We start from the raw sequence: 26,660 nt of genomic DNA on the forward strand, positions 1-26,660 counted from the left end.
CTATCTCAGCATTATAGTCACTATTTATACTAGTGCGATTAAGTTCCTTTTTTATAGCTCTTTCACTATAGCCAATTTTATTGGCTATTTGAGATGTTTGGTATCCTAATTTAAGTAATTCTTCTATACAATATCTATTTGAAAGAGTTAAGTGCTTTGGCATTTTTTAGTTCCTTATCGTTTATTTTAGTTTCGTCAAAACCTAATAAACTATATTTGGAACTCTCTTTCAACTATTTAAAACTTTCAGAATACAATCTAGCTTTAAAAAATATATTGCTAAAGTTGCTACAACACAATAAGCTGCCAGTTTAAACCACAATTTACTTCTAAGAATATATATCTGATGTTTTACAAAGTTTATAAATTTTGACATTATTTAATCTTCCATAATATTTCCTTGATGAAATTTCATTTTCCAATCATTATCTACTTTGATCCAAATAGAACATCTGTGCTGTTTTTGAGAGCTATCTAAATTTATGGTTTTATATGTTACCAATACTATATGCTTATCAAGCTGATCAATCTCAAAGCTATCACTAACTATTTTTATGCCAATTTTAGCTGGTAAAAATATGGAGTCTAAAATATCTTTTTTTGAATAGAAATATCCAGATTTTCCAAACTCTTTAAAGTCATCCGTTAAAATTCTAGACATATATTTATAATCAAAACGAGTTTCATGAGATAGTAAAGACTCTTCCAAACTAAGAAGCTGCTGAGAAAGAAAAATCATAGGACTATTTAATAACAGAAATTCCACCCATATAGTTAATAAGTGCTTCAGGAATCATGATAGATCCATCTTCTTGTTGGTAATTTTCAATAATAGCTAGTAATGTTCTACCAACTGCTAAACCAGAACCATTTAAAGTATGTACCAATTCAGGTTTTTTCATACTTGGGTTTTTGTGTCTAGCTTTCATGCGACGTGCTTGGAAGTCTCCACACCAACTACATGATGATATTTCTCTATAAGTATTTTGAGAAGGTATCCATACCTCTAGATCATAGGTTTTTTTCGCACTAAAACCCATATCTCCCGTACATAGTTTGACTACTCTGTATGGTAGGTTTAGTTTTTGTAGTACTTTTTCTGCATGAGATGTTAATAGCTCTAAAGATTCTTCACCTTTATCAGCTATAGTAATATGTACTAGCTCAACTTTCTCAAACTGATGCTGACGAATTAATCCTTTAGTATCACGTCCATAAGAGCCAGCTTCACTTCTAAAGCATGGTGTGTGTGCTGTGTAGTATCTAGGCAGAGATTCTGTATCTAAGATTTCATCTCTTACTAGATTTGTGATAGGTACTTCTGCTGTTGGTATCAGGCTATATTCAAAGTCACCTTCTAATTTAAATAAATCTTCAGAGAATTTAGGTAACTGACCTGTTCCATACAAACTATCATTATTTACCATATATGGCACATATAATTCTTCATAACCATGCTTTTCTGTATGCATATCTAACATAAATTGTGTCAATGCGCGATGAAGCTTAGCAATTTTACTTTTTAGAACTACAAAGCGGCTACCTGTAATTTTTGCTGCAGCTTTGAAGTCAATCATATTAAGTATTTCACCAATATCTGCATGATCTTTAGCTTGAGCTTCAGGGTGAAATTCACGAGGGGTTCCCCATTTTTTTATCTCGACATTTTCGCTTTCATCCTTACCAACTGGTACATCATCAGCAGGGAGATTTGGCATAGAAAGAAGAGTATTATTTATACAATCTTGCAGATCTTTCAGCTCTTTTTCGATTACTTTTAGTTCATCGTTGATATCATTAACTTTGGCAAAAATATCACTAGCATCTTCACCTTTAGATTTTCTTTTACCTATTTCTTTGGAGATAGTATTACGTTGAGATTGAAGTTCCTGAGTTCTCTCTTGAAGGTCTTTTCTTTTTGCTTCTTGAGCTTTGAATTCTGCTATATCAAACTGATAACCTCTAGTTGCGAGTTTCTCAGCTACTTCTTCTAAATTATCTTTAATATATTTAGCATCAAGCATTTTGTCTGAAATCCTTATTTTTCAAATTTAAATATAGTTTTGCCTGTCATCTCTTGAGGCTGAGCAATATTCATTACATTAAGTATAGTTGGAGCAATATCAGATAACTTACCATGCTCTAGAGCTACTTGAGCTTTTTTATGCCCAACATATACAAATGGTACCAGATTGGTAGTATGAGCAGTATGAGGCTTTTGTGTTTTAGGGTTGACCATCATATCTGCATTACCATGATCTGCGGTAATAAACATATTACCATCATGTTCAAGTATTGCATCTTTCAATCTTGCTAAACATTTATCAAGATATTCAATCGCTTGCATTGCTGCTTCATAGTTGCCAGTATGACCAACCATGTCTGAGTTTGCATAGTTGCAAAATATACAATCATATTTACCATTATTGATAGCATCAATTAGTTTGTCAGTAACTTCCGAAGCTGACATCTCTGGCTGTAGATCATAAGTGGCAACTTTTGGAGAAGGAATTAATATTCTATCTTCACCTTCAAATTGATCCTCCTTACCACCATTAAAAAAGAAAGTTACGTGAGGATACTTTTCAGTTTCAGCTATTCTTAGTTGAGTCTTATGATTTTTCATTAGCACTTCACCAAGAGTGTTCACTGGTTGTTCTGGTGGGAATGCTACATTACATTTAAGTTTTGAATCATACTCTGTGAGAGTCGTGAAGTTTATGTTTAAATGTCTATCTTTCGAGAAATGATCAAAGTTCTCATCCGTGAAAGCATGAGATATTTCTCTAGCTCTATCAGCTCTAAAATTCATAAAAATAACACTATCATTATCTTCAACTTTTATCAGTTTTCCATCTTTTTGGATACAGGTTGGAATGACAAATTCATCAGATTGATCACGAGCATATGACTCTTCTAGAGCTTCTAATGCCGAATTACAAACAAACTCAGCATCAGCATTTACTATAGCATTGTATGCTTTTTTAACTCTATCCCAACGATTATCTCTATCCATTGCATAGTATCTACCACTAACACAAGCAATATAGCCAAGATTAAGTTTTTGTAGCAGATCATCTGTTTTTTTGATTGAGCTTTCAGCTGAGCGTGGAGGAGTATCTCTACCATCTAAGAAAGCATGTAGATATACTCTTTTGACACCTTTTTGTTTAGCAATTTTTATCATTTCAAAAATATGTTCTTCGTGAGAGTGAACTCCTCCAGGAGAGAGTAGACCCATTAAGTGAAGATTTGAGTCTTTTTGAATAACATTATCAATAGCATCACAGATGGCTTTGTTATTACCAAAAGTTTTTTCTTCGATCGCTTTATCAATTTTTGTAAGCTCTTGATAGACCACTCTACCACAACCAATATTTACATGTCCGACCTCAGAGTTTCCCATTTGACCTCTAGGCAAACCAACTTCTAAGCTAGATGCGCTAATTAATGTTCTAGGAAAGTCTTGCCAGATGCTATCCCAAGTAGGAGTGTTTGCATTTTTGATAGCATTAAAGTAATCACTTTCGCTATAGCCCCAACCATCTAAGATTACTAAAAGAGTAGTTTTTTTCATATTTATCCTCAAAAACTTTCAACTTTTGAAATTATTTTTAAATACGAGCGTCATTATAACTTTATATTTGTACTTTGTCTGCTTTGATACAAAAAAATGAAATGTTTTTATCTTCTATGTATTTTTCTAATATTATTTATGTGAAGTTAATTTTCTTATATAATTTAAGAGAATCTTGTCTGTTTTTTATTAACTAGGGTCATTTTTTATATATGAAAACAAGTAAACTGCCAGTCTTAAATAAGACAAATGCTCTAAATGCTTTGATTAATGCTTTTGCTGAGGAGCTAAGAGGAAAAGGATTTGAAGGTGATATACATTCTGACTATGCTTCGAGAATATCGTCATCAATGGATAATAGTGTATATTTTGTTGTTCCTGAGCTTGTTGTTTTTCCATGTAATAAAAATGATGTAAATAGAATCTTTGCATTAGCAAGCAAAAAAGAATATCAAGAGCTTAAATTCTCACCTCGTGGCGGTGGCACAGGTACATCTGGACATTCATTGTGTGCTGGTGTTATTGTTGATACCAGTCGATACATGAATAATATTCTAGAGGTGGATTTTGATAATGAATATGTCAAAGTAGAGCCAGGTGTTGTACTTGATCAGTTAAATGATACATTAGCCGACTCAGAATATTTCTTTGCACCGAACTTATCACCAAGTAATAGAGCAACTTTGGGTGGTATGGTAAATACTGATGCATGTGGTAAAGGTTCTAGAATATATGGGCGTACAAGTGCTCATCTCTTAGAATTAGAGTGTACTCTAGTAAATGGGCAGAAATTATCTACTAAAAAAATTAAGTTAAGTGATCTTAATGAAAATAAGTTAAATGATATTGAGAAAAATATATACTCAACAGTTGTTGAGCAAATTATAGATAAGTATGAGCTAATCGAGGAGAAGTTTCCTAAATTAAGCCGCTATTTGACGGGATATAATCTAGCTAAAACTTATAATAAAAAAGATAATACGGTCAATCTAAGTTATTTAATATCTGGTTCTGAAGGAACATTAGCTTTTGTTACTGAGCTGAAACTTAAACTAACTAAAAAACCTAAATTTAAAGCACTGTTTGCAATTTCATATAGTAGTTTTGATGACGCATTGAGAGCTGCTAGAGATTTATTATCATCTAACCCATCTGCTATAGAGACTATAGATAATAATATTATTGAGATTGCAAAGGGTGATGAGGTTTATCACAAAATAAAGTATATGCTTGAAAAGGGTAGTAACTCTACAAATGTAGCAGCTGTAAATTTAGTTGAATTTATTGCTGATAGTCAACATGAGTTAGATAATATGACTTCGCGTCTAGAAAGAAAACTGTTAGAAAAGCAAGCAGTGTTTCATTTCACAGAAAGTCAAACAGATATGGATAGTCTTTGGGAGTTGAGAAAAAAAGGTGTAGGTCTACTTGGTGCTATGAAAGGAGATCGTAAACCAATACCTTTTATTGAAGATACGACAGTGGCTCCTGAAAAATTAGCAGACTATATCAAAGAGTTAACAGTATTACTAGATTCTTATGGTGTTAAATACGGAATGTTTGGTCATGTTGATGTAGGCTGTCTGCATGTAAGACCAGCGCTAGATATGTCTTCTGCTGAAGATTCTCAAAAAGTCAAACAAATTACCCAAAAAGTTAGTGATCTTGTTAAGAAGTATGGTGGAGTCTTATGTGGTGAGCATGGTCATGGCTATAGAAGTGAGTATATCAAAGAGTACTTTGGTCAAGAGCTGTATGATTCATTAGGACATATCAAAAAAGTATTTGATCCACATAATCAACTTAATCCTGGTAAGATTACTGTTCCAACAGGTAGTAAAGATAAGCTTGTAAAAGTAGATGGGCCATTCAGAGGCTATTCAGATGAGCAAGTGCCTAAAGAGATGCGCGAACAATTCTCTGGAGCATATAACTGCAATGGTAATTCACAATGCCTAAACTATAATTTAGATACTGTAATATGTCCATCAGCCAAAGCTAGTAGAAACTGGTTATACTCACCAAAAGGTAGGTCAGCAGTATTACGTGAGTGGCTTAATCAGCTCTCAGCAGCAGGGTATTCAACAAAAGATAAAGTTTATAACACTGGTTTTGATAAGTTAGAAGAATATCCAGATGATTTCTCACATCAAGTATATGACTCACTAGATAAGTGTTTAGGGTGTAAGGCTTGTGTATCTGGATGTCCAATAAAAGTTGATATTCCTACGATGAAATCACAATTTTTATATCACTATCATTCTAAATATAAACGTCCTGGCTTGGATTATTTTGTTAAATTTAGTGAATCATTGCTGAGTATCAATTTATATATGCCAAAAATATATAATGATATTTTTAATACTCAATTTGTTAGGGCTGGGTTGACTAACTTGGTTGGTTTTGCGGATACTCGAATTATTAGTTCATTAAATCTAAGATCAGAGCTTAAAAAAAGAGGTGCTCCAGAGTTTAATCTCGAAGAGATGAGAAGTCTGTCTACAGAGCAAAAGAAAAAAACTGTTTGTATAGTTCAAGATATATTTACATCTTTATATGATACTCATTTAGTTTTGACATTATATGACTTTTTAACGGCTTTAGACTTTAGGGTTTATTTTGCTCCATTTAAAGTAAATGGTAAGCCATCACATGTCAAAGGTTTCCTTAAGTACTTTAAAAAGCAAGCTATCAAAGCTACTAAGCTATACAACCAAATAGCAGAAACAAAAGTCGAAATGATTGGTGTCGATCCTGCAATGACTCTTGTTTATAGAGATGAGTACAAAAAGATCTGTGGTGATAAGGTAAGATTCAAAGTTAAACTAATACAAGAGTGGTTAACAACAAAACTTGATACTTTACCGACCATGCGCAAAATGCTAGATAAAGAGTTTAATTTATTTAATCACTGTACAGAAAAATCATTATCTGCTGTTTCGATAGAGCAATGGCAAAAAATATTTAAGCATTTTGGGGTAGAAACTAAAATTGCTAAAGTTGGTTGTTGTGGTATGTCTGGTAGCTTTGGTCATGAGACTAAGCATATCGATACATCAAAGCATATTTATAATTTGAGCTGGAAAGACAAAATTAAAGAAAGTGGAATTAGGTCTGTAATCGCAACAGGATTTTCATGTAGATGTCAAGTAAAGCGTATGGAAGGCCATACAATCAAACACCCTATAGAAATTTTGGAATTAAATAGAAAAAAACAGCATAAAGTGTTGACACAAAAAATCTAGTCAGTATAATAAACAGCATCTTTTGGGTAGTTAGCTCAGTCGGTAGAGCAGTTGGCTTTTAACCAATTGGTCACAGGTTCGAATCCTGTACTACCCACCATTAAATTAATCATTTCAATACAAAATTAAAGAGATTTTATTTTGTAATTATGGGTAGTTAGCTCAGTCGGTAGAGCAGTTGGCTTTTAACCAATTGGTCACAGGTTCGAATCCTGTACTACCCACCATATTTATTTTTATAAAAGCATGATCGTTATACATAAACTTATGTTTATTCTGTTAATTTTGCTTGTTGATAATAATTTTTTTAGAAAGAAAACATATATGGAAGAAGTTCTTTAATATTTGTTTCTTTTATATCTGTTTTTCTGATATTTGATAATATGATTGGACATTCAAGATCCAAAAGTTCTGACATAACTTGTCGGCAAGCACCACATGGCGAAACTCCTTCTGAAGTGTCTGCAACTACCGCAAGTTTTTTGATATCTTCTTTACGATAACCTTGGGCGTAAGCGTAGAATAATACTGTTCTTTCAGCACAGTTGCATAGTCCATAAGAAGCATTTTCTACATTAGCACCTTTTAAAATAGAGCCATCTTTCATTAATAGTGCAGCACCAACATTAAACTTAGAATATGGAGTATAAGCATTCTCAGCTGCTTGTATAGCTGCATCAATTAGTTTGTTGTTAATATCATTGCTCATTAGTATTTATTTTTCCTTAGTTTTCGAAATTATTTTCAATCGAGTGTTTTATAATTGACATTATATTCTGCATACCTTCATCATATCTGCTTTTATTGACTGATTCTGAGGTTGTTCTCTTTGCTAGAACTGTACATACAGCTGGCTTGCAAGCCAAAAGTAGCACATACTGTAAGCAAAGCAGAAGACTCCATTTCTAGATTAAGAACATTTAATTTTCTCCATTCATCTAGAGATTTTCTAAAATGTTTTCTTACATAACCGCTATAGCTATCTCTTCTTTCTTGGCCCGGATAAAAAGTATCTGAAGATCCCGTTATTCCACAATGAATATCTATATTTAATGATCTTGCCGAGTTGTATAAAGAACTATTTAGCTTAAAGTCAGCAACCGCAGGATACTCTGTTGGAGCATAATGATATGATGTGCCATCTAAACGAACAGATGCAGTGGTTAATATCAAATCACCAAAATCAATATTTTCTTGAATAGCGCCGCATGTTCCCACACGTATTAGTCTTTTGATTCCTATCATAGCTAGCTCTTCAATACATATTGCAGTTGAAGGACCACCCACCAGTTGATATCACAATAGCATTTCTGTCAGCTATTTTGGCCAAATAAGATGTATATTCTCTATTAGTAGCAAGAAACTTAGCATTTTTATCTAACATTTTTGCTAAAGGCTCAGACTTTTTAGGATCTCCAGGAAGAATTGCGATTTCTGCACTATCTATCATCTCTTCACTTAACCCTATATGATAAAGCACTTCATCTTTTTCTACGCGTTTATTAGCTATATTTATATTACTCATAACTTTAAATATTCAGATTTACTCATATTAAACATTCTACTCTTAATAATTTTAAATAGAATATATTAAGCAATTTTTTTATAATACTTCAAAAAATAAATTTATAAGTATTATGAAGCAGCAGTATGCAGACTTTGCAACTATTGAGAATTTTTTGTTATGTGAAACACCTGAACAATGGATACAGAAAACATTAGCTAATATAGAATTAATGCTAATAGATCATGCTCACTGTGAGATGAAAGCAGCATCTTCAGCTATGACATACATATATAGTCATTCAGATAAATATGAACTAGTAACAAGAATGTCTAAGATCGCTAGAGAAGAACTAGTACACTTTGAACAAGTGATGTGTATTATGAAAAAGCGGGACATACAATACAAAGCTATATCAGCATCTAGATATGCTAGTCAATTAATCAAAGCCGCTAGGACAGATAAAGAAGGGCGCTTTATCGATGCTTTGATTATTGGAGCATATATAGAAGCTCGTTCTTGTGAAAGATTTGCAAAAGTTGCTCCATATTTAGATTCTGAGCTACAGAAGTTTTATAATGGATTATTGGAGTCAGAAAAAAGACATTTTACGATATATCTACATTTTGCAGAAAAATATTCTTCTACAGATATTGGCAAAGATATCAAAAGAATAGGTGAAATAGAAAAGAATCTTATATTATCTTCAGATTCAGAGTTTAGATTTCATAGTGGTATTTAGTTATATAGCTGAAATCATCTAAAAGTAGTAGGTTATATAGTTTAGATTAGAAATTTATTATTAGATAGTGGGTAATTTCCATTTATATACTATCGACATGACTCTTATAGTTAATCCAAATCCAATAATTATTGCAGCACTAATATATAAATTCACACCCAAATATATAAAGATAATGTTCATACCTCCAACGACCGCTGCTACAGATGCGTATAGTTCCGCTTTAAAGGCAACAGGGATATCATTACAGATCATATCTCTCATAATACCACCAGCTACACCATTAATTATAGCAATAACAATTCCAACTATAAAAACACTAAAGAACTTCATATGAAATACTTCTGTACAAATTTGGTACCCTATACTACTACCTATATATGCAAATGCAATAAGACCAATTGAGTCTAAGATCAAAAATATTTTATAAAACTTATTGATATACTTTTGTGTAAAAATAGCAATAATAGAGAAACATAAACATATCACAATATAGTGAGGATGAAGCATTATGGTTACTGGTAGATTACCTAGTAGCAAATCTCTAACTACACCACCACCTAGAGCCGTTGTTAATGCGATTGCAACTACTCCAAAAGCATCCATGTTTCTTCGAGATGATGAGATTACTCCGGTCATGCTTTCAGCAATTATGCCTATTAGGAACATGATAGTAAAAATAAAAGGGCCTGATATTCCAACGTGGTACATAATTATTTCCAAAAGCTAGAGTTGGCTATATTTTAGAGATTATTTTTAGAATTTAAATCATTTTTTATTATTAGTTTTGCAGAAATATTTGAAGTTGTTTTTTCTTTTAATATATCGAAACCATCAAGGTTATATTCAGCAGTTTTTTCAGTTTCTACATATACTAATGTTTCATTAGGAATATTTTGATTTTTTAATATCGACTCTAAAGCTTTGGGAATAATATTTTTATTAAATGGAGGGTCTAAAAATATAATTAGCCTAGAATTGTTAGAGTTAAAATTTGCAAGGGCTTTTATACTATCGGTTTTATATATTTGATAATTCTGTATTTCTAATGTATTAATGTTTTCTTTGATTTGCTGCAAAGCTTTAAAATTAAGTTCATAAAATATAGCTTGTGAAGCGCCTCTTGATATGCTTTCTATACCTAGGCTACCACTGCCAGCAAAAGCATCTATGCAAATGCTATCATGTATATATGGAGCTAACCAATTAAAGATAGTTTCTTTAAGCTGATCAGAAGTTGGACGTAAGCCATTCACATTGGGGAATTTTAGTCTTCGATTTTTGTATTTTCCAGATATTATACGAATAGTATTTGTCTTCACTTATTCGATATCTCCAACCATTACAGTGATTATGTTATTTTCTTGTATAGATTGGTAAGCATTGTGAATTTGTGTAGCAGTAACATTATTAATATGCTCAACATAGGTATCAAAAAAATCTAAAGGCAGATTTTTATTTGCAATTGAAAATAACATATTTAATTTAGAACTATTTTTTACACAGCTTAGTAAATGTGTTCCTTCAATATGCTTTTTAGAGTTTGTTAGAGTTTGTTCATCTATAGTAGAATTGATGAAACTACTGTAGACACTATTTATAGTTTCTAAAGCAAGATTTGGATTACTTGTTTGAGCAGATATCACAAAGCTACCATAATCAGGATTAATGTTAGCAGTGCTTGAGATATTATAAACTAATCCAAGCTCTTCACGAACTTTATTGAAAAGCAGAGAGTTTAAACCGCCACCACCAAGTATTTCATTTCCTAGTTTTAGTGGAAAATATAATGGATCATTAATATCAAGTAACAATTGATGACCTGTCAGTATAGCAGTTTGTTTACTTGAGAACTTATTTTTAATTATTTGAGAGTTGTTTTTTTGTTGAGCAAATTTTTGCGTATTTTTTTTACCTTTTGGTAAAAAACTAACTAGGCTCTGAGAAATATCTTCAGCCTGTATTTTATCAATAGCACCAACTATACATATATTGGCATTGTTTGCACAAATATTTTCACTAAAGAAATCTTCAATATCTTTTTTTGATATTTTTTTAATAGTTTCTTTGTAGCCAATTGTTGGCTTGCTATAAGGATTATTTGCAAAAATATGCTTTGAAAACTCAAGTGAAGCTAGGTAGTTAGGCTGTTGATATAAATAATCAATATGAGTAAGAGTCTGAATCTTTTCTCTTTCTAATATATCAGCATCAAAGTCAGGAATTGTGAAAATTTCTTGTAGTATATTAATAGTGTTATTAATAATATTACGGTCATTTAAAAGACGAATTTTTATATTAAAAAACTCTTTAGTAGTTTCTGAGTGTATAGATATTCCATTATCTGTTATTTTATTTATAAGTTCTTGTTCACTAGATTTTTGAGTTTTTGTAGCGAACATTCCTACTGCTAAATCAGCCAAGCCATTTAGATTGCTATCAAATGCTGACCCAGCTCTAAAGTTAAGCTGAATATCAACCATTGGTAGACTAGGAGATTCTTGGAAATATACTGTTGTATTATCTATATCAAATTTATGGATCATAGTTTCTAATCCTTTAATAAGTGAAGAGATGTAAGGTTGTTTTTGTCAAAATATCTATTAAGTACGCGATTAACGTCGTTAATTGAGACATCATAGAGTTTCTCAAGATATTTATAGTAGTCAACATCTAGATTTATACTAGCAAGAGAGCCTATCAAATTTGCTTGAGTTTCAAGTGAATCCATAGCAAACACTTTATCAGCTTTTATGGTTACTTTTGCTCTATTTAGTTGCTCTTGAGTTACGCCATCATTTTTGAGTTTATTAATACAGTTTTCTATTTTATCCTGAATCTTATCTAAGTTTTGATCATGGTTTGCTATGGCTGTGATCGTAAAAATATCTTCACCTTTTGTAAAAGGCGAGTATTCACTATCTATATGACAACAAAGATTTTCATCTCTGACTAATTGCTGTTGTAATATTGATGCATCAGCACTACCAATAATAGTATTTAGGATCATTAAAGCAAAAGGATCATTATCATGATAATCAGTTGTTAGCGAGGGTGTTATGTATCCTAATATCGCAGCATCTGTATCATTTGGTGATTTTTGTACTTTTGAATGTCTATAGCCAATATTTATTAAGCTTTGCTCTTTTTCTATATTAATCAATTTAGATTTTGGAATACCACCAAAGTAATCTTTTATCATGGGTATAGCAGATGATTTATCAATATCACCTACAAGAACAATACTAGCATTGTTTGGAGCATAGTTTTGTTGATACCATTTTTTTAGATCATTAAGCGTGTAATTTTCAATATCTTCACGCCAGCCAATTATTGGAGTATGTCGAGAGTTATTTTGATATGCAAGTTTCATAAATTGTTCAAAAGCATAACTAAATGCTTTGTCATCTACGCGTAGATTTCTTTCTTCAAGTACAACCTTTCTCTCTGGAATAAATTCATTTTCATCAAATATTAAGTTTGACATTCTTGATGATTCAATAGATAGGCTTAGTTCTAGATTTTTTTTATGCCAAAACTGATAATAAGCAGTATAGTCAAACCCTGTGAATGCATTTTGCACACCACCATTATTTTCAACTATACTGTTTAGCTCATCTTTAGTATATTTATCAGTACCTTTGAACATCATGTGTTCAAGCATATGAGATATGCCGGTTAGTTTAGTAGGTTCGTATGTTGATCCTACCTTATACCAAATTTGAGCGAGAGCAACAGGTGCTCTAGAGTCTTTTTTTATATATATATTAAGACCATTATCAAGGGAGTATTTATTGATGTTCATATAAGTTTCTTATGTTTCTTTAGATTTTATAAATATATAAATTAGTAATATCAATGCAATAACCGTAGGACCTGCGGCACCAAGTATAGTTGGTAGGTGTAGAATTAATGCAATTGGACCAAATATTTGGTTAATAATAAAAAATGCAAAACCAAAAAATGCACCTAAGAGTAGTTTAAGTATCAGTGTCGATGATCTTGTTGATCCGATACTTAATGGTACAGAAAGTAGTATTAATACCATTAGTGCTAATGGTTGGAAAATCTCTTGCCAAAATTTTAGTGATATTGAATCTTTGGCTTGGCTATTAGATAACATATATCTAGTCAACTGAGTGAAATTTAGATAATCATTATCGTTGATAGTGATAACTTTAGCTACAGATATTGGTATGGGGTTAGACCAGATAGCTTTATAAACATCTTCCTTAACACTAATATGTTTAGCGTATTTGTTAGGAAATGTAACAAAACTGACATCAAATACATTCGCTGTAGCATCGTTTACATACTCAGCCTTTTCAGCATATCTAACTTCCTGCACTTGGTTATCTTTAGTTATAAACTTTCTTATGCCGTATGCTTTTCCTTCATTTGGATCGATATTTGATATATTCATGAAGCCATCAGGAGTTTTTAGCCATAAATCATGAGTGTTATATGCCACAGTATTTGAATCAGCAAGTTTTTGTAAAACTGGGGCAATATACCCACCAAAAACCATAGTGACTATAGAACCTATAATGCCAACTAATACAACTCCCTTTGCGATTTGAGCTGTAGAGCGACCAAAAGATCTCAATACTATAATCTCGGAGTTGTTAGCAAGTAAGCTAAGTCCCATTAGAGCACCAACCATAGCGCAAGCTGGAAGTAGTGTGTATAAAATTCCTGGTAATTGGTATATGGTTATTATAATAAGTTCTATATTGCTTGCGCCTGTATCATTGTTACTTACCTGTGCTAGATAAGTAAAAATAAAAAACAAGATACAGAAAATTAAACTTACAATAAGAAAGCTACTAAATACTGTTTTGAATATGTAGCGATCAATACGGTTTAAAAACATTTATTTTTCCTTCTTAGAAGATCCATTATCTTTTTTGATTGTTCTAATAGCATAAATTATAAAAAAGATATGAGGAAGCCAAAGTCCTATCCAAACTGGTAATTTACCGCCAGTCATTAGTGTGTTCACAAACATGTTGCTACACAAATACACTGCTAGAACAACAACAGAGGGGAGTAGTTTAGCATATTTGTTCTGTCTTGGTCTTAGTCGACAAAGTGCAAGTGCTAGTAGTGATGCTACTATGACAGAAATCGAGTTGTTAATACGCCCAAAGAACTCTCCGCGAGAGACTGTACCATCATCTTTGTCAGTAAAGTTTTCTATAAGGGTGTGCATATATAGTCTATCAACTTTATCATGATTATAATCACGATCAGAAGTGTCAAAAATAGTATAGATAGCATTTTTAGCCGTGTCATAAGTGTGTTCGTATGTTTTGGGTTCTTTTGTGTATATGTGAGCATCATGGAAGTCTACATATGCAGCGCCCTTATCTGTTATAACTTCTGCGATAGGTGCAGTTACTACTTTGTACTCATCACTATTATCTGTAGCCATATACAAAAATACATCTTTAAGAGTATTTCCTGATTTACTTTTTATATATATGACTTTTCCGTCAGTAGTTTTAATTATTTTGTCATCGGTTATTGAGGACAAAAGAGCTTTTGCTGTTAGTGAAGCTTGATAAATATCTTGAGTTTGTTTGGATAAGGGGTTAATATACATTACGGTTAAAAATGTAATGATTGTCAGAGCATACACCGGTTTCATGGTATTTTTGACTATTTGCATCCATGTGACTCCACCTGCTAGAGTCACAAACATCTCATTATTCGCAAAGTACTTACCAAAACAAATCACAATAGCTAGAAATATTGCGATAGGGGCTACTAGACTTACGTTCCCAGGTATTGTCAGTATCACAAACTTTATAATTGAGTCAATACCTAAACCTTGCGAGTATGCTTGTTGAAAAAGTCTAATAAGTAAGTTAGCCGATACAATAGATATTATGAATAATGTAATCGATGTAAAGGTGTTAACTATGTCTTTATTGTAATATTTTTCAAGAATCAATGTATGTCACTATGTATATATAATAATTATGCTGTCTGCAATTCTATATTTTTTATAAGCAAAAGTCAGTAGATAAGAATAACTAGTTTTTAATTTTAATGCGATAAATATTCTTTTTTGATATTATGTTTATAAAATTGTGTTACAAATAATATAGGATATCTAATGAAAATTGTTGTAAATAATCAGTCGACGTTGTCTGCTGAAGTATTAATCGTTGCTCAAGAAAATCTTAAAAAATTAGTTGCTGAAACAAAGTGCACAAATTCCAAATCTTTATTGGATAAAAAAGTTTTTAAAGCTGAGTCTGGTGAGGTTCTTCCTTTGCTACATGGTGATAAGGTTGTGATTCTTTTAGGTCTTGGTCTTAGACAAGATTTTATAGCATCAGAATACGATAAGATTATTGCTAAAGCAGCTGAGCAGCTTAAAAAACTCAATATAAAAGAAGTTTCTGTAAATATCGATTATATATTTGATAATGCTAACGTGAAGCAATTTGCATTAGACACTGTTAGAGCATTTATCTCTGAAACTTATGTTTTCGATCAGCTAAAATCTAAAAAAGAAAATTTCTCATTAGAAGCGATTGAGTTGGTGTATTCAGGCAATCAAGATCTTGAAGATGCTGCTAAGATTGGTTCAGCGATTGCATGTGGTCAAAATTATGCTAAAGATTTACAAAACCTCCCTGCTAATATCTGTAATACTGACTATATGTTAAATGAGGCGAGAGATTTAACATCTAAATACGAAACATTTAATCTTAACTATCTAGATCAAGATGCAATGGCAGAGCTTGGTATGGGTTGTGCTCTAGCTGTAGGTCGTGGATCTGATATGTCTAATTATACTGTTTGTATGGAGTATAATGGTGGAGATGAAGATGAAGCACCGATAGTACTGGTTGGTAAAGGTTTAGTCTTTGATAATGGCGGTATTTGTATTAAACCAGCAGCTGGGATGGACTCTATGAAAATGGATATGGGTGGTGCTGCAGCTGTTATGGGTACAATGAAAGCTTTAGCAATGCTAAACCTTCCTATAAATGTAGTTGGAGTTATGGGATTAGCAGAAAATGCTGTAGATGCTAGGTCTTATAGACCTGGTGATGTACTTAAGAGTATGAAGGGTATAACAGTAGAAGTAAGCAACACAGATGCAGAAGGCCGTTTGGTGCTTTGTGATACATTAACTTATATCGGTAAATATAATCCAAAAGCAGTTATCAATATGGCAACTCTAACTGGTGCTATGATTATATCTTTAGGTGATGCTTTTTCTGGATTGTTTGCAAATAGTGATAAGTTAGCTAATAGTCTTCAGCAAGCAGCTGATGCTTCTAATGATTTGGTGTGGAGATTACCTTTGCATAAACCATACCTTAAGAAATTAGAAAGTAAAGTTGCTGATATGGATAACTGTGGTCTTGATAGATCAGCTGGATCGATAGTTGCTGGATTATTCTTATCAAAATTTACAGAAGACTATGAATGGGCTCATCTTGATATCGCAGGGTCTGCAATGGGAGATTTTGCTAGCTGCAAAGCAACAGGTAGACCAGTACCATTACTTATACATTATCTATTGTCGCAAGCTAAATAGCATATATTTCTCTCTAGTATATTTTTTCTAGTATGGTAGAATACTTCTGTAATTAAATATCACATCTTTTAGACTTTAATTACGGAGATTAAAAATGCTAAGAATTACCCAACAAGCAATCACTTTTGATGATGTATTGCTTTCACCTAGATATTCGAATGTACTTCCACATCAGGTAGATTTGAAAACAAATATTACTAGGAATATTCAATTAAATATCCCTTTAGTATCTGCAGCTATGGATACTGTTACTGAATCTCGTCTTGCTATAGCTATAGCTCAAGAAGGTGGGATTGGTATTATACACAAAAATATGTCTATACAGGCTCAAGCTCAAGAAGTTAAAAAAGTTAAGAGATTTGAGAATGGGATGGTGATTGATCCAATTACCATAAAACAAGAGAGCTCAATCAAAGATGTTATGCAGCTTGCAAAAGAACATAATTTCTCTGGTTTTCCAGTCGTTGATGATACTAATAAGATTATAGGTATTGTAACTAAGCGTGACTTTAGATTTGCAAAAGATTTAGATGAGCCAGTGAGTTCTATAATGACACCTAAAGATCAGTTAGTAACAGTAGCTGAGGATGCTTCTCAAGGTGCAATCAAGAAAAAACTTCATGAGCACAAGATAGAAAAGTTACTTGTAGTAAATGAGCAAGGCGAGTTAGTTGGTTTGATAACTACAAAAGATATTGAAAGATCACAAAACAAGCCTGATGCATGTAAGGATTCGCTTGGTCGTTTAAGAGTTGGGGCTGCAGTTGGCACAGCGGCTGACACTAAGGAACGTGTCAAGGCATTAGCAGCAGATGGCGTTGATATAATTGTTGTTGATACAGCTCATGGCCATTCTCAAGGTGTACTTGATATGGTTAATTGGGTCAAAGAGAATTATCCAAAAATTGAGGTTGTAGGTGGAAATATTGCTACAGCAGAAGCTGCGAAGGATCTTGTTAAAGCTGGTGCTGATGCTGTTAAAGTGGGTATAGGCCCAGGTTCAATATGTACAACAAGGATTGTTGCAGGTGTGGGTGTGCCACAGATTACGGCGATATCAAATGTTGCTGAAGCTTTAGAAGGCACAGGAGTCCCAGTTATTGCGGATGGTGGTATCAAGTTCTCTGGAGATATAGCAAAGGCTATAGTTGCTGGAGCATCAGTAGTTATGATTGGAGGTCTTTTTGGTGGTACTGAAGAGTCGCCTGGTGAGGTTGAACTTTTTCAGGGACGTTCTTATAAGTCATATCGTGGTATGGGGTCACTAGGCGCCATGGAGCAGGGTTCTTCTGATAGATACTTCCAAGGTAATACTAATGCTAAGAAGTTCGTTCCGGAGGGTGTCGAAGGTAGAGTGCCTTACAAGGGTCATCTAGCTGCAGTTATTCACCAGTTAATAGGTGGTTTGAGATCTAGTATGGGATATACTGGTTCAAAAGATATCCAAACAATGCGTACAGAACCTACATTTGTTCAGATTACTGGAGCTGGTTTGAAAGAGTCACATGTCCATGATGTAACAATTACAAAAGAGCCACCTAATTATCAGTCTTAAAATTTCTTGATTATTGTCATAGTAAGTTATAATTTACTATTATTTTCTAAATATAAAAACAATGTCACAAGCTATACTGTTCTTAAATGGTAGTATTGATTTATTTTTTTGTGAAAAGTATATTCAGAGTAGTTTCAACGATCTTGATATATTTTGTGCAGATGGTGCTTACGAAAAGATCAATAAATCTAAATATTTAAACTCAAAAGTCAAAAAAGTTATAGGCGACTTTGATTCGTTTGCTGTTTTAAATGATGAACTATTTCTCATTGATAAGGATCAATATTCTACTGATTTTGAAAAATCACTAGAATATATAATATCTCTAGGTGTTTCAAAAATTTATGTGTTTGGTGCATCAGAAGGAGAAATGGATCATTTCTTATGTAATATTACTATTGCTAAAAACTATATGCAAAAGATAGAAATTGAGTTTATAGATATATATTCTAGATATTTCTTTATACCTAAAAAATATACTGTTAGTGGTGTATTGGGTAAGATGTTTTCAGTTATGCCTTTTGGATATGCAGAAAATATATATTATAATGGTCTTAGGTATCCTTTAAGCGGAGCTAGCTTGAGTATAGATACTGGTACAGGTGCAAGAAATTATGCTACAGAAGATAAGGTTGAGATATCTTATTCACGTGGGGATATTTTATTGTTTATATCGCATGCAAAATATAAGGATAGATTAAATGCTATTTTGTAATGATTCTAATAAAGAGCTAAGAGAACAGAAAGTAAGCTTATCGCATGAGTTTGCTACAGATAATCACAGAGTTGAGAAATTATCTTTAAAGTTTGAGAATATATATTTTGATTATTCAAAAAATCTTGTAAATGACAATATATTGAAAACTCTTTTGGAGTCAGCTAGTAAATCTAATCTTAAAAATAAAATCCAGCAGATGTTTGCTGGAGAAAAAATTAACTCTACCGAGAATCGATCGGTTTTACATACTGCATTACGCGATTTGTCTAATTCTCCATTAGTTATAGATGGACAAGATATTCGTAAAGAGGTAAATGAAGAAAAACAACGTGTAAAAGCTCTTGTTGAAAAAGTAACATCAGGAGAGTGGAAAGGTTTTTCAGGTAAAAGAATTACAGATATTGTGAATATTGGAATTGGTGGTTCAGATCTTGGACCTAAGATGGTTGTCAGAGCATTACAACCTTATCATTGTACTGGATTAAAAGTACATTTTGTTTCAAATGTTGATGCTGATTCATTGCTACAAGCTTTGCATGTTATTGATCCTGAGACAACCTTATTTATTGTGGCCTCTAAATCATTTTCAACAGAGGAGACTCTGCTAAATTCTATTTCAGCTAGAGAGTGGTTACTTGATCATTATGAAGATGAAAAAGCTGTAGCTAACCATTTCGTTGCTATATCTAGTAAATTAGATAAAGTAGAGGAGTTTGGTATAAATCTTGAACATTGCTACAAAATGTGGGATTGGGTTGGTGGTCGCTATTCATTATGGTCATCAATAGGGATGTCGATAGCTTTTGCAGTTGGCTATGATAATTTTGAGAAACTTTTAGCAGGTGCTTATTCTATAGATAAGCACTTTAAAGAAACCGAGTTTGATAAAAATATTCCTGTTATTATGGGGCTATTAGCAAGCTATTACTCTTGTGCTTATCAGAGTCAATCACAAGCGTTACTTCCTTATGATGAGAGACTTTGTTATTTTGTTGATTATTTTCAACAGGCTGATATGGAAAGTAATGGTAAATCAGTAAATATTGCTGGTGAGAGTGTTGATTATCAAACTGGTGTTGTGCTTTGGGGTGGTGTTGGCACAAATGGACAACATGCTTTTCATCAACTTCTACATCAAGGTAATGTTTTTATTCCGGTTGATTTCATTGCTGTAGCGACAAGTCATCATAATTATGATAATCATCAACAGGCTTTACTAGCTAATTGTTTTGCTCAGTCACAAGCGCTAATGTTTGGACAATCTTATGATATGGTTTATAATGAGCTCTTAAATTCTGGTTTGAGTGAAGTTCAAGCAAAACAGTTAGCACCTCACAAAGTGATTCCAGGAAATAGACCAAGTACGACAATTTTACTAGATGAGTTGAGTCCATATACCCTTGGAGCACTTATAGCCTTGTATGAACACAAGATATTTGTTCAAGGAGTGTTGTGGGATATCAATAGCTATGATCAATGGGGTGTTGAGCTTGGTAAAAAACTTGGTAAAAATATTTTAAAGGCAATGAGCGATGACTCTTCAGCGGAGTATCAAAATTTAGATGAGTCAACTAAGTGGCTTATAGCGAAGGTAAAAAGTAAATAATGGTTATTAGTAAGGAAAAAGGTTTTTCTTTAGTTGAGATAATGGTTGTTATTGTTATTATGACTATATTGATGATGGCAGCAATTAGTTCCTTTTCTTTTTACTATAAAACATTTGCCGAAACTAGACTAACTAATTTACAAAAACTTATTGAGTATGGTGTTATCAAAGCTCGTTCAGATGGCAAGACTGTAATTGTTTGTGCTGCAAACTCAGATAGTTTTGACGGAACGGGTAAGTTAGATAAAAATAGTTTTTCTTGTTTAAATTCAACTTCATGGAATGATGGTCCAATAGTAGCTTTTGAAAGTGCAGATGGTACTGAGTTATATAATGGGAATACCGATGAAATAATAGCTAATCTTCCTCAAGGTAATGGAGGAAATATCTACGTTAATTTAGCAGGTAATTCTGGTTTTATAAGGATATCATCTAATGGATTTATGACTACGGGTAATGGTAACGTCACATATTGTGATAGAAATAATAAATACCAAGCAGCATTAGTTATTAACTTAGTGGGCCGAGTAGTTTATACTGACAGTCCTACAAGAGAGGGCGGTGGCGCGTATACTTGTGAATAATTTAATTTGTGTGTTATTAAAAGGAGAAAATAAATAATGATAAATGGTAGAGTGCCTATGACTCCAGCAGGAGAACAAGCATTAAGAGCAGAGTTGAGTAGATTAAAGAAAACTGAAAGGCCTGCGATTATTGAAGCTATAGCAGAAGCTCGTGATCATGGGGATCTAAAAGAGAATGCTGAATATCATGCTGCTAGAGAGACACAAGGTATTATTGAGGGCAGGATTAAAGATATAGAATCAAAATTATCTAACGCTCAGGTTATTGATGTAACAAAACTTCAAGCTAATGGTATGGTCATTTTTGGAGCTACTGTCACAGTTATTAATGTTGATATAGAAGAAGAAACTACATACCAGATAGTGGGCGAAGATGAAGCTGATATAGATAATCATAAGATATCTGTTGTAGCGCCATTAGCTCGTGCTTTAATTAAAAAAGAAGTAGGTGATGAGATTATCTTAGATACTTCTAAAGGTAAAGTTACATACAAAATTGTAGAAGTAGAATATAAATAATCTTTAACCTAATGGATATTCCTCTAAAAAATTCTTTATGAAAAAAATTATCATCAAGGGTGCAAAAACCCATAATCTAAAAAATATCGATGTTGAAATACCTAGAGATAAGCTTACTGTTATTACAGGATTAAGCGGTTCTGGTAAATCTTCACTAGCATTTGATACTTTGTATGCAGAAGGACAAAGACGTTATGTTGAGTCGCTATCTTCCTATGCTAGACAGTTTTTATCGATGATGGATAAGCCAGATGTTGAGCATATAGAAGGTCTATCTCCTGCTATTTCAATTGATCAAAAAACAACATCTCATAATCCGAGATCTACCGTCGGTACAGTTACTGAGATATATGATTATCTGAGGGTATTTTTTGCTAGGGCAGGAACGGCTAAATGTCCAGTTCATCAAATAGAACTTAAAGCACAGACAATCAGTCAGATGGTTGATAAAATCCTAGAGTTTGATGAAAATACACGCTTAATGATATTAGCTCCAATTATTTCTCAAAAGAAAGGAACTCATCATACTCTATTAGATAAGATATTAGCACAGGGGTATATTCGTGTACGTATAAATGGAGAGTTTTTTAATTTAGATGAAGATTATCTAGAGTTAGATCGCTACAAGAAACATAACATAGAAGTTGTGGTTGATAGGTTTAAGCCTAAAAAAGATAATGAGCAACGAATTGCAGAGTCTATAGAAACTGCTTTAGATCTTGGTAATGGTGTCGTCAAATTAGTAGATATGACTAACGAAACTGCTGATGATATTTTATTCTCATCTAAGCATGCCTGTCCGTTGTGTGATTATTCTCTTAAAGAGTTATCACCAAGAATTTTTTCATTCAATAGTCCGTTAGGAGCTTGTAGTAGTTGCGATGGTCTAGGAGTCAAAGAATTTTTTGATGAGAAAAAAGTAATAATAGATCCAGCAATTTCACTTAAACATGGAGCAATTGTTAAGTTGAATAAAACAAATCAGTATTATTACTCACAATTGGAATCTTTAGCTGAGCATTATAAGTTCTCATTAGATGAACCTTTTGAAAAATTATCTAAAAAGATTCAAGAAGTAATCTTATATGGCTCAGGTGATGAGACTATTAAGATGACTGTTGATTCAATTAGAGGCGGTAGGCAAACTAGGGTCAAGCCATTTGAGGGAGTTATACCTCACTTTGAGCGTAGATACTATGAGTCTGATTCTGATATGGTCAAAAAAGACCTATATGAGCTTATGAGTAATCTCAAATGTAAGTCTTGTAATGGTGCTAGAATTAATGAATATGCTAGAAATATATTTATAGAAGATAAAAATATAGCAGATGTATGTGCCTTGTCTATAGATGATTTATTAAAGTGGCTTGATGAATTAGAATTTGTCGGACAGCAAAAAGTTATTGCAGAGAATTTACTTAAAGAGATTAGATTAAGAGTCGAATTTTTAGCAAATGTTGGTTTGGAGTATTTAAGCCTTTCAAGACAAACTGATACTCTTTCAGGTGGTGAAGCACAGCGCATTAGGCTAGCTAGTCAAATTGGTGCTGGTCTAGTAGGAGTTATGTATATATTAGATGAGCCATCTATCGGACTTCATCAAAGAGATAATCAACGTCTTTTAGATGCGTTGCATAATCTTAAGGATCTAGGTAATACAGTTATCGTCGTTGAACATGATGAAGATGCAATTAAACAAGCGGATTATATTATTGATATGGGACCAATGGCTGGTGTTCATGGTGGCGAAGTAGTAGTATCTGGTGATTATCAGGCAATTATCAAAAATAAAAAATCTTTGACTGCTGATTACTTAAGTGGTCGTAAGAAAATAGAAGTTCCAAATACTAGGCTAAAAACTAGTAAAAATCGTTATATTGAAATAAATGGTGCTACTGGAAATAATTTACAAGGCGATAATTTAAAAATTCCAGTAGGAGCTTTGACTTGTGTAACAGGGGTATCAGGTTCTGGTAAATCAACTTTGATAAATAGGACACTATATCCTTTGGCATCTAGATTACTAAACAGAAGTACGCTTGTACCTATGGAATATAAATCTCACAAAGGATTTAACCACTTAGATAAGGTTATTGATATTGATCAGTCGCCAATAGGACGTACTCCTCGTTCTAATCCAGCTACATACACAGGTGTTTTTACTCCTATAAGAGAGTTATTTGCAGCTACTGTAGAATCAAGATCAAGGGGTTATACTGCTGGCAGATTTAGTTTTAATGTGCGTGGTGGTAGATGTGAAGCTTGTCAAGGTGATGGCGTTATAAAAGTTGAAATGCACTTCTTGGCAGATGTTTATGTTGCTTGTGATGTTTGTGAAGGAAAGCGTTATAATCGTGAAACTCTTGCCGTACAGTACAAAGGAAAAAATATATACGAAGTATTAGAAATGACTGTAGATGATGCTCTAGGGTTTTATGAAGCTGTTCCGAGTATCAAGACTAAATTAGAAGCTTTAATGAACGTTGGATTGTCTTATATTAAGTTAGGCCAAAGTGCGACTACTTTATCTGGGGGAGAGGCTCAGAGAGTTAAACTTGCTAAAGAGCTATCTAAGCGATCTACTGGCAAAACCTTATATATACTTGATGAACCAACAACAGGACTACATTTCTATGATATCCATCAACTTCTAAAAGTAATTATGGATTTACGTGATAGAGGTAATACAGTAGTAATTATTGAGCATAATCTTGATGTTATTAAAATGGCTGATTGGATAGTAGATTTAGGTCCAGAGGGCGGAAGTAAAGGTGGGCAGATAATTTTTGAAGGAACGCCTGAAGACATTGCTAAGTGCAAAAAATCATACACAGGTAAATACTTAAAAGAATTATTGCATTAATAATATGTTAATTTGGCAAAACGACTAGCTAATAATCGAATTTTTTACTATAGTATTAGTTGGATTTTAGTATTAAAACTTCATAAGGAAGAAAAAGGTAAAATAAATATATGGCACAAAATAATGATAATAAAAATAATATGCTTAAAAATATTATTTTTTGGATTTTAATCATTGGTGGGATGCTACTGCTTTTCAATGGTATCAATGATACGAATAGCTCATCTAAAAGTATTAACTACTCCTCATTTGTAACAAAGCTTAAAGATAATAAGATTAGCGTAGTAGACGTTGATGGTAGAACTATCACTGGTAAGACAGAAGATGGCGAAAGCTTTGTGACTTATGCTCCGCTACTTGATGGTAGTTTAGTCAACAAGTTAGAGGATAGCAAAGCTGTTATTAAAGCAAAAGCACCTGAGAAGCCAAATATATTTTTAGCATTCTTATTGAATTGGTTGCCTATGCTACTAATCTTTGGCTTCTTCATCTATATGATGATGAAAGCCGGTGGTGGTAGTAAAGGTGGTCCTTTCTCTGTAGGTAAGAGTAAAGCTAAACTTTTAGGCGAAGATGAAATCAAAGTAACTTTGGAAGATGTGGCTGGTGTCGATGAAGCTAAAGAAGAAGTAGCTGAGATCGTTGACTTTTTACGTGAGCCAAAAAAATATGAAAAAATTGGTGGTAAAATTCCAAAAGGTGTCTTAATGGTCGGACCTCCAGGAACAGGTAAGACACTTCTAGCAAGAGCTATAGCTGGTGAAGCTAAGGTACCATTTTTCTCGATTTCGGGCTCTGACTTTGTAGAGATGTTTGTTGGTGTTGGTGCATCTCGTGTACGCGATATGTTTGATCAAGCTAAGAAAAAAGCACCTTGTCTAGTATTTATTGATGAGATAGATGCAGTAGGACGTCATCGTGGCTCAGGTATGGGTGGTGGCAATGATGAGCGTGAACAGACTTTAAACCAAATGCTTGTTGAAATGGATGGTTTTGCTGATAATGAAGGCGTTATAGTTATTGCTGCTACTAACAGACCAGATGTTTTAGATAAGGCATTATTAAGACCAGGTAGGTTTGATAGACAAGTAAATGTAGGTTTGCCAACGGTTAAAGGTCGTGAAGCTATACTTAAAGTTCATATGAAAAAAGTAGCTCTAGGTGATGATGTTAGAGCTGACTGGATAGCGCGTGGTACACCAGGATTTTCTGGTGCTGAGCTTGCTAACCTTGTAAATGAAGCAGCACTTTTTGCTGCAAGAGAGTCTAAAGATAAGATTAGCATGGCAGATTTTGAAAAGGCTAAAGATAAAATCTTGATGGGCTCAGAAAGAAGAAGTATGGCTATGACTGAAAAAGAGAAGAAGCTTACTGCATATCATGAGGCAGGTCATGCTATCATTGGTAAGTTGATGCCTGAACATGATCCAGTATACAAGGTAAGTATTATACCTAGAGGCAGAGCTCTTGGTGTGACTATGTATATGCCGGAGGGTGATACTGTTAGTCAAAGTAGGCTTATTCTACATGGACGTCTATGTAGTATATTTGGTGGTAGAATCGCTGAAGAGCTTATATTTGGTTATGACCATGTTACTACAGGAGCTTCTAATGATATCCAAGTTGCTACTGATATTGCGCGTAACTATGTAGCACGTTGGGGTTTATCAGATACTATGGGAACAGTCTTATATGATGTTGAAGATGAAGGACCATTTGGCGGAAGTGGTGGTAAATCTGTCAAGATGTCAGATTTTACTATCCGTGAGGTAGATACAGAAGTACGCAAATTGATTGATAAGAGCTATAACAAGGCTAAAAAGTTATTAGAAGATAATGTTGATATACTTCATGCTATGGCAGACGCTCTTATGAAATATGAAACTATAGACGCATTACAGGTAGATGATTTAATGGCGCGCCGTGATGTACGTGAACCAGGAGAGTACGGAGATAGTTACAAACCAAACGCTGAAGCTGCAAAGGTCATAGCTCCTACTGTACCAGATGAGGATGCTCCTGATACCTCTGATGAAGCTAATCCTAAAAATGATCTTTAAATATAGAGACTTAAGACTTTCTCTAAAAACTCATATTCTAATTCTAAAAATATTCATTGCAAAATCTAATATCTATTAATAATAATTCTAAAGTGAATACTTTAATTAAAGTTAATGATATTAAAA

At 33.2% G+C, this 26,660-nt stretch carries 21 protein-coding genes, 2 tRNA genes and 1 pseudogene; 12 read left to right on the forward strand and 12 right to left on the reverse strand.

Annotated features, from left to right (window positions below; all coding sequences use genetic code 11):
* From F8C69_RS10935 to gpmI, 4 genes are all read right to left on the reverse strand, one after another.
* Positions 1-163: helix-turn-helix domain-containing protein (locus tag F8C69_RS10935; protein WP_159183823.1), on the reverse strand; the 163-nt coding region annotated here is incomplete at its 3' end.
* Between the two features lie 216 nt (positions 164-379).
* On the reverse strand, positions 380-739 hold the full coding sequence (locus F8C69_RS00810) for a nuclear transport factor 2 family protein (protein ID WP_159183827.1): 360 nt from the start codon (positions 737-739) through the stop codon (positions 380-382).
* Positions 740-743: 4 nt separating this feature from the next.
* Positions 744-2,024, reverse strand: coding sequence for a serine--tRNA ligase (serS, locus tag F8C69_RS00815; protein ID WP_159183828.1), 1,281 nt, complete (start codon positions 2,022-2,024; stop codon positions 744-746).
* Positions 2,025-2,038: 14 nt separating this feature from the next.
* Positions 2,039-3,577, reverse strand: coding sequence for a 2,3-bisphosphoglycerate-independent phosphoglycerate mutase (gpmI, locus tag F8C69_RS00820; protein ID WP_159183829.1), 1,539 nt, complete (start codon positions 3,575-3,577; stop codon positions 2,039-2,041).
* A gap of 212 nt (positions 3,578-3,789) precedes the next feature.
* Between gpmI and F8C69_RS00825 the strand changes: the two genes are divergently transcribed.
* The 3 genes from F8C69_RS00825 (at position 3,790) to F8C69_RS00835 (ending at position 7,049) form a co-directional block, all read left to right on the forward strand.
* Entirely contained in the window at positions 3,790-6,822 is a 3,033-nt protein-coding gene (locus F8C69_RS00825; RefSeq protein WP_159183830.1) for an FAD-binding and (Fe-S)-binding domain-containing protein, read from the forward strand.
* A gap of 24 nt (positions 6,823-6,846) precedes the next feature.
* A tRNA-Lys gene (locus tag F8C69_RS00830) sits at positions 6,847-6,922 on the forward strand.
* Positions 6,923-6,973: 51 nt separating this feature from the next.
* Positions 6,974-7,049 (forward strand) — tRNA-Lys (locus F8C69_RS00835).
* An 80-nt stretch (positions 7,050-7,129) separates the two neighbouring features.
* Here F8C69_RS00835 and F8C69_RS00840 read toward each other — a convergent pair.
* Together F8C69_RS00840 and udp are read right to left on the reverse strand one after the other, a co-directional pair.
* Positions 7,130-7,531 carry a cytidine deaminase gene (locus F8C69_RS00840; protein ID WP_159183831.1) on the reverse strand — a complete coding sequence of 134 codons (402 nt, stop codon included), beginning with the start codon at positions 7,529-7,531 and terminating at the stop codon, positions 7,130-7,132.
* Between the two features lie 16 nt (positions 7,532-7,547).
* A pseudogene (gene udp, locus F8C69_RS00845) lies at positions 7,548-8,347 on the reverse strand (uridine phosphorylase).
* Between the two features lie 109 nt (positions 8,348-8,456).
* On the opposite strand from udp, the gene F8C69_RS00850 reads away from it, so the two are divergent.
* The gene (locus F8C69_RS00850) at positions 8,457-9,068 is read left to right on the forward strand and encodes a MiaE family protein (protein WP_192189682.1); all 612 of its coding nucleotides are present in this window, start codon (positions 8,457-8,459) and stop codon (positions 9,066-9,068) included.
* Positions 9,069-9,128: 60 nt separating this feature from the next.
* Here the strand turns inward: F8C69_RS00850 and F8C69_RS00855 are convergent, their stop codons facing one another.
* Genes F8C69_RS00855 through lptF form a run of 6 tightly spaced genes read right to left on the reverse strand, consistent with a single transcriptional unit; the run spans position 9,129 to position 15,024 of the window.
* Positions 9,129-9,779 (reverse strand): trimeric intracellular cation channel family protein, encoded by a 651-nt coding sequence (locus tag F8C69_RS00855; protein ID WP_159183833.1) that lies wholly within the window; start codon positions 9,777-9,779, stop codon positions 9,129-9,131.
* Between the two features lie 32 nt (positions 9,780-9,811).
* On the reverse strand, positions 9,812-10,390 hold the full coding sequence (rsmD, locus tag F8C69_RS00860; protein ID WP_159183834.1) for a 16S rRNA (guanine(966)-N(2))-methyltransferase RsmD: 579 nt from the start codon (positions 10,388-10,390) through the stop codon (positions 9,812-9,814).
* Entirely contained in the window at positions 10,391-11,614 is a 1,224-nt protein-coding gene (locus tag F8C69_RS00865; RefSeq protein ID WP_159183835.1) for a M16 family metallopeptidase, read from the reverse strand.
* Positions 11,615-11,619: 5 nt separating this feature from the next.
* Positions 11,620-12,873, reverse strand: a complete 1,254-nt coding sequence (locus F8C69_RS00870) for a M16 family metallopeptidase (protein WP_159183836.1) — start codon at positions 12,871-12,873, stop codon at positions 11,620-11,622.
* 9 nt (positions 12,874-12,882) lie between these two features.
* Positions 12,883-13,941, reverse strand: coding sequence for an LPS export ABC transporter permease LptG (gene lptG, locus F8C69_RS00875; protein WP_159183837.1), 1,059 nt, complete (start codon positions 13,939-13,941; stop codon positions 12,883-12,885).
* A complete protein-coding gene (lptF, locus tag F8C69_RS00880; RefSeq protein ID WP_159183838.1) occupies positions 13,942-15,024 on the reverse strand; it encodes an LPS export ABC transporter permease LptF in 1,083 nt (360 codons plus the stop codon).
* A gap of 165 nt (positions 15,025-15,189) precedes the next feature.
* Between lptF and F8C69_RS00885 the strand changes: the two genes are divergently transcribed.
* The 8 genes from F8C69_RS00885 (at position 15,190) to ftsH (ending at position 26,534) form a co-directional block, all read left to right on the forward strand.
* Positions 15,190-16,629 carry a leucyl aminopeptidase gene (locus tag F8C69_RS00885; protein WP_159183839.1) on the forward strand — a complete coding sequence of 480 codons (1,440 nt, stop codon included), beginning with the start codon at positions 15,190-15,192 and terminating at the stop codon, positions 16,627-16,629.
* Positions 16,630-16,723: 94 nt separating this feature from the next.
* On the forward strand, positions 16,724-18,184 hold the full coding sequence (gene guaB, locus F8C69_RS00890; protein WP_159183840.1) for an IMP dehydrogenase: 1,461 nt from the start codon (positions 16,724-16,726) through the stop codon (positions 18,182-18,184).
* Between the two features lie 61 nt (positions 18,185-18,245).
* On the forward strand, positions 18,246-18,899 hold the full coding sequence (locus F8C69_RS00895) for a thiamine diphosphokinase (RefSeq protein ID WP_004288050.1): 654 nt from the start codon (positions 18,246-18,248) through the stop codon (positions 18,897-18,899).
* Positions 18,886-20,508: a glucose-6-phosphate isomerase gene (gene pgi, locus F8C69_RS00900; RefSeq protein WP_159183841.1), complete on the forward strand. Its 1,623-nt coding sequence runs from the start codon at positions 18,886-18,888 to the stop codon at positions 20,506-20,508. The genes F8C69_RS00895 and pgi overlap by 14 nt, the downstream gene beginning before the upstream one ends.
* Complete coding sequence (locus tag F8C69_RS00905; protein WP_159183842.1) at positions 20,508-21,092, forward strand: GspH/FimT family pseudopilin; 585 nt, start codon at positions 20,508-20,510, stop codon at positions 21,090-21,092. The genes pgi and F8C69_RS00905 overlap by 1 nt, the downstream gene beginning before the upstream one ends.
* A gap of 36 nt (positions 21,093-21,128) precedes the next feature.
* Entirely contained in the window at positions 21,129-21,611 is a 483-nt protein-coding gene (greA, locus tag F8C69_RS00910) for a transcription elongation factor GreA (protein ID WP_159183843.1), read from the forward strand.
* 37 nt (positions 21,612-21,648) lie between these two features.
* On the forward strand, positions 21,649-24,474 hold the full coding sequence (uvrA, locus tag F8C69_RS00915) for an excinuclease ABC subunit UvrA (RefSeq protein ID WP_159183844.1): 2,826 nt from the start codon (positions 21,649-21,651) through the stop codon (positions 24,472-24,474).
* Between the two features lie 110 nt (positions 24,475-24,584).
* Positions 24,585-26,534 carry an ATP-dependent zinc metalloprotease FtsH gene (ftsH, locus tag F8C69_RS00920; protein ID WP_192189616.1) on the forward strand — a complete coding sequence of 650 codons (1,950 nt, stop codon included), beginning with the start codon at positions 24,585-24,587 and terminating at the stop codon, positions 26,532-26,534.
* Positions 26,535-26,660: the final 126 nt, after the last annotated feature.

It is taken from the genome of Francisella noatunensis subsp. noatunensis, from assembly GCF_009823375.1.
Classification (GTDB): Bacteria; Pseudomonadota; Gammaproteobacteria; order Francisellales; family Francisellaceae; genus Francisella; species Francisella noatunensis.